Genomic DNA, 12,952 nt, shown 5'->3' with positions numbered 1-12,952 from the left:
CTCAAATAATGAGATCCGATTAGTTTTCGCCGACATATTTCCTCCCTGGGCATGAGGCATCGCCGTCTTCGTTGCCGATAACCTTAGATAAACAGATCCTTTGCTTCGCTATAAGGATCAACAGTTACTAACACGTCGAATTGCAGGAACTCTTGATCTTTGCCAATCCCCACCGTCGAATTGACGGTTGGATCCGCGAGAATCCCGGACGAGTAGATTTCATCACCGGCCTGCTGTACACGCTGTTCTGCATTCCAGCAGCCCTCAGCCTCGCTTCTTCAATGTCAGTTGCCGCCGTTCTCGCCGTGCTGAGTCTCTCTCTTCTCCAGTCAGCGCCGCTGATGGTGCGGCGCCGCTGCCCATGGGCAGCGACCCTCGTTGTCGCCATCGGACATCTATTGCAACTGGGCTTTGATGGGCTAATGATGTTCTCGCAAGTATCCGTTCCAATTATGGTTTACACCATGGCTGTCTACGGGAAACGCTGGCAGTCATTCAGCACGCTGGGGCTGGGTCTGATTGGCGCGTTGTTGGCGACGTTCAGCATGTTCGGGGCCTCAAGGTACTCACCTGATCCATCACCCGTCTTTACCTTCGACATGATGATCTCTTTCGTGGGTCTTGCATTGGTTGTCACCCTTTCTTGGACCTTCGGTGACTTAGCGCGAACGAGGCGTCTGGCCATGAAGTCCCTGAGGGATCATGCCGAACGCCTCGAGAAGGAACGCCTCACCGAGCGCGCTCTGGCAGCTTCCGACGAGAGAAACCACATTGCCCGCGAGATGCATGACATCGTGGCCCATTCGCTCTCTGTCATCATCACCCAGGCTAACGGGGCACGATATGCGGCGGCGAAAGACCCGGAGATTGCAATCGAGACCCTGAAGACAGTTTCAGATACTGGCCGCGCTTCACTGAAAGAAATGCGCAGGCTTCTGGGAGTTCTACGCAAAGATGAGGAGTTGGAGAATCGCCCTCTTCCGTCATTGGCAAACGTACCTGAACTCGTAGAAAGCGTTGCCGTGTCCGGACTGAATGTCCATCTCGAAACCTCTGGAACCCCGCGGAAAGAACTACCGGCAGGCGCGGAGCTCACAATCTATCGATGCGTTCAAGAATCGCTCACGAATGTCATTAAGCACGCTGGTCCTGACACACAGACCCAAGTCCATATTGAGTGGACTTCCCGGGGCTTGAATTTGAGCGTCAGCGACGATGGGCGAGGTGCCGGTTCCATCGTCCTGGAAGGCGTAGGGCAAGGTCTGCAGGGCATGAAAGAACGCGTAGCATTATATGAAGGTACCTGCACTGCACTCCCCCGGACCGGGGGCGGTTTCGCCGTTAATGTTTCCATCCCTTACACCGAGGACTAATATTCAAATGCCTAATACAGATGCCATCAAGGTCGGCTTGGTCGATGATCAGCTCTTGGTTCGCAGTGGCTTCAGAATGCTCATTAATTCCCAAGAGGATATGGAAGTCATTGTTGAAGCTGGCAATGGCCGTGAAGCACTAGCTGCACCACTGATGGCACAGGCGGATGTCATCTTGATGGACGTGCGAATGCCGGAAATGGACGGCATCGAAGCTACCGAACGCCTACTGGATCCAGATAAGAAGGCTGCGGATGGTCCCAAGATCATCGTGCTGACGACTTTCGACATGGACGAATATGCGCTAAGCGCCATTCAAGCCGGCGCCAGCGGCTTTCTTTTGAAGGATGCGCCCCCCGAAGAACTCTTGGAGTCAGTACGCACCGTCAATCGAGGAGATGCCGTCATAGCGCCATCGACCACTCGACGGTTGCTGGATCACATGGCTCCAATGCTCAAGAAGAGCTCGTCACAGCACAAGGATCACCTCATTGCCGCTGTTGAATCGCTGACACCTCGCGAGCGGGAAGTGTTTGGCTTGATTGCAGAAGGCTTTTCCAACCCGGAAATCGCAGAAAAACTATTCCTGTCAGAAGCCACAGTCAAAACCCATGTGGGTCATATTCTGGCCAAATTGGAAGCTCGTGACCGGGTCCAGGCGGTAGTCATCGCCTACCAAACTGGTATTGCCAGTGTCTGAGTCTTAGAAATCCAGACACCGGCCCACACCGTACCTTAGGCCTTATGGAAAGGTTCTACCTGTGAATCATGCGAGCAGCACGCACTAATTGTTCTTCGCTAGGATTCCAAGAATTAAATTCCTCCGCGCGTTGCCCGACACCGAGCAGCTCCTTAATGGCTTCAATGCTTCTAAAGGAAGCATTGCCGTCCCCATACGGATTCACTGCGGTTGCCATTGAATCAAAAACGGCTTGGTCTTCTAGGAGTATAAGCATCTCACGGACTATGTCCTCAGTGTCAGTTCCTACCAATTTTACAGAGCCCGCAACAATACCTTCAGGACGCTCCGTATTCGAACGCATTACAAGGACGGGTTTGCCTAAACTCGGAGCTTCCTCCTGAACCCCACCCGAGTCGGTAAGGACAACAGACGAGAGGCTAAGTAGCTTGGTGAACTCAGCATAATTCAATGGATCAGTAACTATAACGTTGGGAAGCCCTGCAGTTGCGGGGATAATGCGTTCACGTACAGCAGGATTCCAGTGCAATGGCAATACGAAATCCGTATCGGGAGCTGACTTAGCGATTACGGATATTGCATTCGCGATAGATGCCATTCGTTCGCCATGGTTCTCACGACGGTGAGTCGTCACGGTGACAATGCGTCGCCCCGAAGATTCCAGATCCTTAAGACGCCTGTCGGAGAAACTGATCTCGTCTGAGAGAGTTTCGAGCAGGGCATCAATCACTGTGTTGCCTGTAACTACGATGGCGTTTTCGCTGATTCCTTCGTTCAACAGGTTTCGCTTGTTAAACATAGTTGGCGCTAAATGAAGCGTGGCGAGTTGGCTCGCAACTTTGCGGTTAGCTTCTTCCGGGAAAGGCGAAAGCAAATTATAGCTCCGCAGCCCCGCTTCCGCATGAACGACTGGAATCCCTCGGTAGAAAGCCGCAATGGCACCAGCAACAGCACTCGTTGTATCACCTTGCACCAACACGGCGTCCGGTTCACATGCGTCAAAGACACCATCCAAACCATCTATAATTCGTGCAACCAGGCGATTCAGAGACTGAGCCGTAGTGAATACGTCCAAATCAAAATCAGGAACCACTCCAAAAAGCGTGTTCACCTGATCTAACAGCTCTCGATGTTGACCGGTAACCGCAACCACGCATTCCAACTGGGGGGAGCACTTGGCTGCTCGAATTATAGGTGCGACCTTAATTGCTTCCGGACGCGTTCCGAAAATTACCAGCAGTTTTTTTGCTTTCACGGACTAGATATCCAATTCTTTCCACATACCTCGTGTATCCACCAGGTCTTTGGCTTCCAGAGTACTCTTCGGAATCAATTTAAAAATGTCGTGATCGACTAACAATACAATCAATTGTTCGTTATCAAAGGCAACCTGAAGATCAACAAGGTGTACATTATCGAAGTTTTGAAGCGCTCGTGGTAGCTCATCGACGAACGGTTCGACAATGCTAAGCCTTACATTTGGAAAATGTTCCGCCAATTCTACGGCGATGTTTACAGCAGGTGACTCGCGAAGGTCATCTACATTTGCTTTGAAAGCCAGTCCCAAGAGCGCCACGCTCTCGCGATTAGTCTCACGTAGGTACGTCGCGATCTTATCCACTACGAACCTAGGCTTGGAATCATTGACTCTGCGTGCAGAACGGATTAAAGATGTCTTCATTGGTGCTGAAGCAACGAGGAACCAAGGATCCACAGCAATACAATGCCCACCTACGCCCGGGCCAGGCTGAAGAATCTGAACACGAGGATGCTTATTGGCCAGCTCAATGACTTCCCAAACGTTAACGCCCAGATGATCTGCCACGATTGAAAGCTCGTTAGCAAATGCAATATTGACATCGCGGAACGAATTTTCCGTTAGCTTGGTAAGTTCAGCTGTTCGTGCATCTGTAAGATGTATTTCTCCTTCGCAGAACGAACGGTACAGGTTCGCTGCCTTTTCTGCGGAATTTGCATCGATTCCCCCAACGACGCGATCATTGCTAATGATTTCTTTCATCATGCGACCGGGTATGACTCGTTCAGGACAGTGGGCAAAGTACATCAACGCATTGGTGAGGTCGGGCCTCAGATCATGCAAGATATCGCGAATCATTTCCGTCGTCCCTACAGGCGAAGTACTCTCCAAAATGAATAAGTCGTCCGCTTTCGCCAACAAAGCTACTGATTCAACGGCCGACCGAATGTAGGAAGTATCTGGTTCAAAATTTGCATCGATGGGCGTAGGCACCGCAATGATGTATACCTTGGATTCCTTCGGAACCGAACCTACAGTGAGGTTCCCGCTGAGGACGCTACTTTTCAAAGCCGCCGATATGCCCGGTTCTTCGAACGTCGCGACGCCGTTACTTAATAATTCGACGGCTTTCTCATTAATGTCTACTCCATGTACTCGCCAGCCGGCTTTGGCCAATACAACTGAAGTGGGCAAACCTATATAACCCATGCCCACGACACAGACATCAATTTCCGACATTCTTACTCAACTTCCAAAGTATATTTGCGCTTAGTCAATCTAGCGCTTACTACGGCGATAAAAGATGGCTACTGCTTAATTCTCTCATCACACAACGAACTGTACAGAGCGGTTATACGTTCCGCATTGGCGGCCCAGGTTCTGGTCGCTAATACTTTTCGACGACCGGCCCGACCCATCGTTTCTCTTACTGCCTCGTCACCCAGTAAAATTCGTATCTTTTCAGCAAGATCTATCTGGTCACCGGCATTGAAGAGCAAACCATCTACCCCATCATCGACGATCTCTCGCAATGCTGGAAGATCCGTAGCTACCACCGGCACTTCAAACGCCATCGCTTCAACTGGTTTGAGCGGGGTTACAGCACGTGTCACATCTAAATCACGACGAGGAACAACAAAAACATCCAACGCTCGATGATATAGGCGTGCTCGGTTCTTCTCAACTCGGCCCGGGAATACTGTTCGGTCTCTAACGCCAAGTTCAGCGGCTAGATCAATAAGTCGAGTCCGTTCGGTGCCGTCCCCTACGATCACTAAACGCAGTTTAGGATTGTTCGGAACAAGCCCAGCGAACGCACGAACAAGCAAGTCGAGTCCCTCATAACCAACCAAGCTCGATACAGTGCCAATCAATTGCATCTCGTCATCAAGGCCAAGCTCCTGGCGACTAGCGGACTTTTCAGGAACATTCTCTATAAATTCTTCTCCCACGGCGTTAGGACAGATGAGTATACGGTCTGGGTCCACGCCGGAGGCAATTAATTCGTTCTTCATGGTGCTGCCAAGAGTGATAACAGCGTCAGCTGACTTGGCGATCTCAGCTTCGCGAGCTCTGAAACTAACGTACCGGAAAGAGTCGCGGCTACGATCGTCGCAGCCAGAAAGCCAAGTGTCAGCAAGCTGTCCCCGTACCTCATAGACCCAAGGAATACCGTAGCTCTCCGCGACTTCTTTGACAGAGATACCGTTTAAAAACTCAGTCGTCGTGTGAAGGACCGAGGGGTCAATCTCTTTGACTTGTTCCGATAACAGGTGCGACTGAACGTCTAGGCGTTCAGTTACTGTATCTGGAATAGTCTTCGGTAAAAGGCGGCGGTAAGTGACTCCGTCGATCTCGTTGGTTTCCAGACTGGGTAAAACCCCTACAATCCAGGGATAGCCTACGCGCGAAAATGGGAAAACATCCCATCCCGCGTTCTGAATCGATTTTAGTACGCTATGACTCCTCTGGGTGTATCCACTGTTGGTGAAAGGCAAGGAATTACTAAGCAGGTGCAATACTTTACGTCCCTTCACTCGCCCACCATTAGCCAACGCCATTTTAGGCAGTACGGGCGTTGAAAGTACTGTTTTTTCCGCACCATACTGCCTGGCGAGTCGCCGGCCTCTTCTTCCCGCCTTGAACGCCGTAGTAAAAGCCATCTCGTACTCACCTAAGAAAGCAAGAATCCTGGCTCGGGCACACTGAGTTTTTGCATCTTCAGAGCCCTCCAACACTTTGAAAGCCTCATTCGGCTTTCCCTCCAGTAGATGTATGGAGCTACGCATTCGGTTTGCAAATCCAGTTTTCGACAGGGCTCTATTTTCTAGAATTCGCCCTATTCGCATAGTGACTTGAAGGAAAATTTTGCTGGATGCGAACCTACGAGAAACTAGTAAAGCAAAATGAATAGGATCTTCTCGTACGCCATTTAATCCTATGCGGGATAAAGCTAGCAGTCCGCGAATCCTAAGAGAGGATTTCATGATTCTCTTCCTTCGATTTGCTGCCGGTGTAATCTTAAAAGATTAAAGTATTCATGACCCAATCGCTCTAAGTCGAAGCGGTTCTTGAATTCACTAAGAACTCTCGGGTTTGGTTGCCAACCGGCAATTCTCGGAGCGTCCGCCGACCAGGCCTGCGCTATCGACAGCACATCGCCCGAATAAACGGAACCAAGGCCATACTTTTCAATTAATCCTCGCGCTTCGCCAGTTACTAAGCCGGTGACGTGACATCCGTAGCCTGCTAACTCGAAGAGTTTGGACGGCACAGTGTACTCAAAGCTTTCCCAATCTTCCCGAAGTGAAACAATGCAACTATCTGCCCAGTCATACCAAGCTAGAACTTCTTCACCCTTAACCGGAGGGTTAAAGATATCGCCCAGACCCAACTCGTTCGCTCGCTTTCGCAACAAAGGAAGCGCCGATCCACTGCCAACAATTCGAAGATCCATCCAGTTTTTTGAAACCGCCGCTATATCCAGCACCTTCTGTAGTCCTTGGCTCTCCCCTAGGTTTCCCAGGTACAATACACGTAATCGACGACTATTGGAGTAACTCCGGCTTTTGGATTTCTTGAATTTCTTGAATCGATAACCATTAGTTACGACATCAATGTCTTTGCAGCCCTGAGCAAACAATTTTTCTGCGTGACCCGGAGTCACGGCAATAACCTTTGATGCTGAATTCTGCATGTGCCTAATGCTACGTACGGCCATTCGCTCAACAGCTTTCCAACGGATTATGCCTGACTCTTCCAAGAGCTCTGGCCATGCATCGCGCATTTCAACGATCATCGGAACACTGCGCAATTTAGAAACAACGTATCCAGCTACCAGTGTGGGTAAAGCAGGTACGGTTACTATCAATAAATCCGGTTTTGGCGCACGTAAGGCGCAAGGGATCATAAATATGATCATTAAGAACTGTACGACTATTTTCGAATACCAACGCAGTGCCTTAAAACGGAACGCGAACGAGTATAAAGCAAACTTTCCGCTTACTCTTGCTAGGACTCCGTCGCTGAATGGTGTCCAGGCATTTCCCTGTTTCCGATTGGGCGCAACAACGTCGACGTCCGCCCCGTTCTCAAGAAAAGATTCAATGAACGTTGACCAACGCCGCTGCGGCGGAGAAATCTCGGACCCGAATGAATGAGTCAGCAACTGAATTCTCATACTAGTTATCGTCTATTCCATTCATCCGAACATAATCTGTTTTCACAATCCCACGGTCTCACTAATAACCTGTGCAGCGTTGTCACCAGAATCAATAAATTTCGAATACACAGTGTCGGAGGATTGGGGCTCTGACGCCTCTACATTCTTAATGAGCAATGCAGAAATTCCCGATTCAATCTCCGCATCCGTCAACGCTGTAAAGTGATTTTCCCCGTCTTGCAAAGCGTAAGCACGGGCTTTCTGGTCATCCGTGCTGGCATCCAAGTTTGGTATTACCAGTGATCGGATGCTCCACCTAATTAATTCATGAATGCTGTTATATCCAGCTGCAGATACGACAAAATCGAAGGCTAGCAAATAAGGAGAAATCGGATATTTCCGTATAGTTTTTAAACTGAATTCGCTCTGCGTTTGCCCACTTAATGGAGACGAAGCAATGACCGGAATAACTAGACCGTTCGATAGTTTCTGAATCGCTTCGATCACTTTCTTGCGAGTCTCGGAAATATCGTTGATATTTCCGGCCCCAAGCTGAATGAGTGCGTAGTGCTTTGAGGGATCCAGCTCCAGCTCGTCAAGGGCTACCTCGCGGGAGAGTAAGGCTCCTTCCGATAGAACGATTCCTCGAACAGGGGTTTGAGTGTTTACCCGGGACAGCGCGCCATGATCTAGATGCTGTCCAATATCCCAAGGAGTTAGAATTTTCGTGCAGTAAGCTTCCATCTCTGGCAGTTGTTCCACGCTAGCCGATTTCTTCCAAAGACCACGGCGTAACCAAACTAACTTTACGTCCGGATTATTATCCAGCACGTCGCGCAGTCCTCGATAAATCCAGGTTCCGTCGAAGACTACGGCGTCAAATTTGTTCCTGCGCAATAATTGGTTGAAGAAGTGGTAAAAATTATTGTTCCAGACACGGGCAGGTTGACCAGTAGTACCGGAACTCGCGAAATGCAGATACTCGAATCCCTGCTTCCCGATGACTTCTGCGGAAGTGGAGAGGGTTACGAAGGACGACTGAAATGCCGCCCTCCCGCTACTGGCTATAGCTAGGCATCTCGTTATATGCCCCATACCAGCACCGTTACTGGTCACGAAAAGCACATGTGGCTTTTCAGATCCTTTGGAAAACGTCAAGCCAACAACGTTTCCACTAAACATGTATTTATACGTGGATATAGCGCGCAGCCTATCGAATTTGATTCGAAGACTGCGCGCAATCACCCGTAATGAGTTTGAACTCATGTAGATATGCTTCCCATTGGTCTCAGGACTACTTAAGCGACTTCCTGATCATCAAATGACTGGAGACGCTTCATTAACGCATCGATGCCGTAGCGATCAGCGATGTATTTCCTAGCCCTTTCCGACTGCTCAAGATATAGATCACGATCGGACCAATATCGCATAATAACGCTATGAACCTCATGGGAGTCAGCGTATACAGCGCCATCACCGAACGTCGTTTCCATGTACCTTGGAAGAATAACCACTTTTCCCGCCGCCATGGCTTCCGCAGTAGACATGCCGAAGGACTCAGTTAGCTTGTCGTCGTGGAAGTACGCCCAGAAATCGACTGTGCTTAGGAAGTCATCAACTTCCATGGAGCCGAATTCATGAACGGTGATACCTTCAGTTGCTACCTCACCCAACTTCTTACGAAGTTCTGTAGCGCCGCCGAGAATTTCTGTCTCATAGCTATCCGATACGTATGCTGAACGGAACTTTTCTAGGGTCGAAGGCCATTTCAAAACATGATCCCTTGAGTGCCGTCCGAGAACAGGCTTCTTCTCAAAATCAGGTGACGGAACACTTCCGCTTGCTATCACGCCTGGCCAGGTGCTCTCCAACAGTCTAGACGCTGGAGCCAAAGGAACTGAAAGCTTGCGAGTCAGATCGGACTCACCAATAACGTAGGTTTCAGTGCCAAAAAGGCGATCCATGTTATCAACGCAAACTTCCAAATCGAAGACCATGCCACTGCCACCCTTATTGACCGGCGGGTTATTCACAATTAAGAGAGAATGGTCGACAGAAATCTTGGAATCGGCACGCTCCAAGAAAGTCACCACTGATGGGTGACGCACTATCAAAACATGGACATGAGCAACGTCGCCTAAGCTGAGCTGCTCAACTTTGCCACTGTTCTGCTGCGTGAAGAGACCATCATTAATCGGCGTTGATGCTTTATTTAGCGGAGACTCCAAATGAATAAATCCGACGCGTTTACCGCTTTGTGCAACTGCTTTCATTTCCGCAAGGGTCAAAGTGGTCGTCCCGCCTGGGAACCGGAAATCTGTCACATAGACAACATCGAATGTTCCGAGATCAGCACCGCGCTTGCCGGCTTCCATCGTGGAGGGAATCATATATTCACGATTCTGCCCTCGATGGATACTCTCAGGACTCTCTGCGAACTGGCCATGCCACTTCGTATAGCTTGCGAGGTAAAGAAGACGCGATGGGTCAACGAATCCTCGGCTCATTTCGCCTGCAGTAAGTGAACCTTCACGCGTGCGGGTGAAGGAAAGCGCCATCTGCCCTACTGACTGAATAGGTGTTCCAAACCGCCGTACGAGACGATCTCGGAATTCAGCATCCGCACCGCGGTTGACCGTATCCCAAGGACCAATCTCGTCGAACAAAGATCGACGGACCATCAATGAAGAGAAGTTTGGCTGGGCGAACTGTGGATTGTTGTTAATACGCAGGAACTTCAGATCTTCTGTGGAACGAGCATGTAACGACATGTTACCCGGTAGGTCAGGATTCTCGATCAAATTCGTCACCTGAAGAGCTATCTTGTCAGGGTGAGACCAGTCGTCATCGTCATGAACAGTGATGAAGTCGCCCTGCGCAATTGCTAGTCCTGCGTTTCTCGCGCAATAGGCACCAAGGTTCTCCGACTGACGCAAGACCTTAATTTTGGTGCTCATTGATTCTGCCTCGACAAGATACTGTTCGTATTCTTCGCCCGAGCAATCATCAATGACGATAATTTCGAGATTGTCCCAAGTCTGTTCTAATAAGGAAATTAAGGCAGTCTTAAGGAGCACTCCACCACGGAATGACGGTACAAGTACGGAAACTTTCGGTCCGTCGGTAATCTTCTTGGTGTCGCTTCGTAAACGGTCGATCGCCGCGTTGGAGTCAGATCCGGCGAAGTGAACTTCTGCGAGACCTTCCTTTCGGAACAGCAAGTTAAGTTCAGCCAACCATCGTTCAGTAACGCCGTTATCAACATGGTGTACTGAATTTAAGCGCAGAAGCTCACCTTGAACTGGAAACTTGTTGCGAATGCCAAAGCGTTTGATCGCTTCGCGCTGCTTCTTTAGTTCTCCAGTCTCAGTCAGCACCTCAACGTAAATTAGTCGGTCGTTCCGACCGAGAGCCTTGATACCGAAGTAGCGTTCCACCAAATTGAAGAGGCGCACGGAATCGTTCATATCGCTTTCAAACGCACGTTGGTTAGCGGCCAAACGCGCCAGGGTCAGCAGCATGTCCTTATCCCATGAACGGACGACTTCCAATCGATTGCGATCGATCATTCCCATGTCTGTAACCGTGAGCATTTCACGAAGCGGCTTATACTTCAGCGTCCCTTTGGTCGCGGCAAGTGCTATCGAGTCGCGGATACGAGTGCTCTTGGAACGAAGCGCGAATGTCTCCATATCTGACCGAATGTGCGGCATTCGGCGTGCCCATTCATTGTCGAGTCCGATTGCTGGCAATGGTCCGGCAGTCGGAGGAAAAGAAGATCCATCAGTATGAGCTGAAACCGGTGATAAATCAATGGAAGCAACGCCGTAGGACAGCTCGCCGACTTTTGCGTCGAGTTTCTTTAACTGACGCCAAGTTTGACGGCTGAACAGTAGGAGCAGTCCAGAGGTACCGAGAACCGCGGCACCGATACCGATAACTACTAGTACATTCAGCTTCAACAACCCTCCAACTACGGCCAGAATGAAACCGAATGCACTCGCTGCGAGTATGGCAATCTGCCAGGGCTGAAAACCGTGTAATTTTCTTAGCATCCGTAAATCTCTCGGCTTACAGGCGTACTGCAGCGTTGCCTGCAGAAACACCACGAGTGTCGAAGAATGCCTTGCTGGATGTTGCCAGGGCGTCTGGATTGTAGCTTGCATGGTTCTGCAACAGCACAACTACGTCAACATTCGCAACGGCCTCTTCGAGCGAGTCGACGCGCGCGAAGGACTGCCCGCCAACGAACCACTCATCAATCTTTGGATCGTGGAAAGAGACATCCGCACCGCGCTCCAGGAATACTTCTGCGACCGGCAGCGCCGGCGAGTGACGCTGGTCAGCAATATCCTGTTTGTAAGTGACACCCAAAAGAAGAACTTTGGCATTCTTCAAAGCCATACCGGACTCGTTAAGAACGTTCTGCACTCGATCTACGACGTAGCGTGGCATCGAGTTATTGATTTCCTCAGCAAGTTCAACGAAACGGAATGGATACCCGAGTGACTTGCGAACCGAGTAGCTCAAGTAGTTTGGATCAATTGGGATGCAATGTCCACCGACGCCTGGGCCTGGGTAGAAGGCTTGGAAACCGAAGGGCTTGGTCTTAGCAGCATTGATGACGTCCCAGAGGTCAATATCCATCTCGTTGCAGAATTTGGACATTTCGTTAACCAAGGCGATGTTGATGTGGCGATAAGTGTTTTCCAGAAGCTTTGCAGTTTCAGCTTCCTTGGCACCCTTGGCGCGGACCACAGAATCAATGAACTGGCTGTAGAATGCAACCGCGCGGTCACCGGACTCGACAGTCATTCCACCGACTACCTTGGGGGTGTTCTTCAAACCGTAGGTTTGGTTGCCCGGATCAATGCGTTCAGGCGAGAATGCCAAGAACAGGTCCTGATCAAGCACTGCACCGTTCTCGGTTAGGATTGGCAGGCAAATTTCTTCGGTTGTGCCTGGGTAAGTTGTGGATTCGAGAACTACCAGAGTCTCGCCTGCAAGGTTGTCACGGATGGTTTTCGTTGCTCCGATAACTGCGCCTAAATCTGGGCTACCGGCTTCACCAAGCGGAGTAGGCACACAGATGACGACGACGTCAGCATCTGCAATAACAGATGGATCGTTGCTTGCGCGGTAGCCCTTGCCGAGTAAAACAGAAAGGTCATCGTTAGAGATATCGTCAACATGTGAGATTCCATTATTGAGGTTCTCAACGACAGTCTTATTCAATTCGAGGCCCGTGACCTGAAGTCCGGCGTGTGTGGCACCCTGGGAAAGTGGAAGGCCAACGTATCCCTGGCCTACGACTACAAGTTTTTGCATATTTCCTATGTCTCTCTTTCAAATATTTTTCGTTCTTTGCATGATTGTGAGTTCAATTCCTTGACCCGAATTTGTATCCGCAATCACAACAAGTCCTCAGTCGAGTCAAACAAGCCTCGACCATTCTAACG

General features: G+C 49.9%; 9 protein-coding genes. 2 read left to right on the top strand and 7 right to left on the bottom strand.

Features of this window, described 5'->3' with window-relative positions; genetic code table 11:
• Nucleotides 1–152: 152 nt before the first annotated feature.
• Entirely contained in the window at nt 153–1,373 is a 1,221-nt protein-coding gene (locus CQ012_RS00635; protein ID WP_286134527.1) for a sensor histidine kinase, read from the top strand.
• A gap of 7 nt (nt 1,374–1,380) precedes the next feature.
• The gene (locus CQ012_RS00630) at nt 1,381–2,073 is read left to right on the top strand and encodes a response regulator (RefSeq protein ID WP_105661148.1); all 693 of its coding nucleotides are present in this window, start codon (nt 1,381–1,383) and stop codon (nt 2,071–2,073) included.
• A 55-nt stretch (nt 2,074–2,128) separates the two neighbouring features.
• Here CQ012_RS00630 and wecB read toward each other — a convergent pair whose 3' ends face one another.
• The 7 genes from wecB to CQ012_RS00595 all read right to left on the bottom strand — a co-directional run bounded on the left by wecB (nt 2,129) and on the right by CQ012_RS00595 (nt 12,821).
• Nucleotides 2,129–3,328 (bottom strand): non-hydrolyzing UDP-N-acetylglucosamine 2-epimerase, encoded by a 1,200-nt coding sequence (wecB, locus tag CQ012_RS00625; RefSeq protein WP_105661147.1) that lies wholly within the window; start codon nt 3,326–3,328, stop codon nt 2,129–2,131.
• A 3-nt stretch (nt 3,329–3,331) separates the two neighbouring features.
• On the bottom strand, nt 3,332–4,570 hold the full coding sequence (wecC, locus tag CQ012_RS00620; RefSeq protein ID WP_105661146.1) for a UDP-N-acetyl-D-mannosamine dehydrogenase: 1,239 nt from the start codon (nt 4,568–4,570) through the stop codon (nt 3,332–3,334).
• A gap of 68 nt (nt 4,571–4,638) precedes the next feature.
• Nucleotides 4,639–6,318 carry a glycosyltransferase family 4 protein gene (locus CQ012_RS00615; RefSeq protein ID WP_105661145.1) on the bottom strand — a complete coding sequence of 560 codons (1,680 nt, stop codon included), beginning with the start codon at nt 6,316–6,318 and terminating at the stop codon, nt 4,639–4,641.
• Entirely contained in the window at nt 6,315–7,511 is a 1,197-nt protein-coding gene (locus CQ012_RS00610; protein ID WP_105661144.1) for a glycosyltransferase, read from the bottom strand. Before CQ012_RS00610 ends, CQ012_RS00615 begins: the two co-directional genes overlap by 4 nt.
• A gap of 42 nt (nt 7,512–7,553) precedes the next feature.
• Entirely contained in the window at nt 7,554–8,759 is a 1,206-nt protein-coding gene (locus tag CQ012_RS00605; RefSeq protein WP_146112874.1) for a hypothetical protein, read from the bottom strand.
• A gap of 32 nt (nt 8,760–8,791) precedes the next feature.
• On the bottom strand, nt 8,792–11,602 hold the full coding sequence (locus CQ012_RS00600) for a glycosyltransferase (protein WP_181148984.1): 2,811 nt from the start codon (nt 11,600–11,602) through the stop codon (nt 8,792–8,794).
• A complete protein-coding gene (locus CQ012_RS00595) occupies nt 11,565–12,821 on the bottom strand; it encodes a nucleotide sugar dehydrogenase (protein ID WP_105661141.1) in 1,257 nt (418 codons plus the stop codon). The genes CQ012_RS00600 and CQ012_RS00595 overlap by 38 nt, the downstream gene beginning before the upstream one ends.
• Between the last annotated feature and the right edge of the window lie 131 nt (nt 12,822–12,952).

Source organism: Arthrobacter sp. MYb214 (assembly GCF_002979865.1).
Classification (GTDB): domain Bacteria; phylum Actinomycetota; class Actinomycetes; order Actinomycetales; family Micrococcaceae; genus Glutamicibacter.
This window is presented reverse-complemented; position numbering and strand designations above follow the sequence as displayed.

What these genes read in the sequence shown, in the direction of transcription:
- CQ012_RS00630 (WP_105661148.1), top strand. Translation starts at nt 1,381, where the DNA reads ATGCCTAATACAGATGCCATCAAGGTCGGCTTGGTCGATGATCAGCTC.
- wecC (WP_105661146.1), bottom strand. Translation starts at nt 4,570, where the DNA reads ATGTCGGAAATTGATGTCTGTGTCGTGGGCATGGGTTATATAGGTTTG.
- CQ012_RS00615 (WP_105661145.1), bottom strand. Translation starts at nt 6,318, where the DNA reads ATGAAATCCTCTCTTAGGATTCGCGGACTGCTAGCTTTATCCCGCATA.
- CQ012_RS00610 (WP_105661144.1), bottom strand. Translation starts at nt 7,511, where the DNA reads ATGAGAATTCAGTTGCTGACTCATTCATTCGGGTCCGAGATTTCTCCG.
- CQ012_RS00605 (WP_146112874.1), bottom strand. Translation starts at nt 8,759, where the DNA reads ATGAGTTCAAACTCATTACGGGTGATTGCGCGCAGTCTTCGAATCAAA.
- CQ012_RS00595 (WP_105661141.1), bottom strand. Translation starts at nt 12,821, where the DNA reads ATGCAAAAACTTGTAGTCGTAGGCCAGGGATACGTTGGCCTTCCACTT.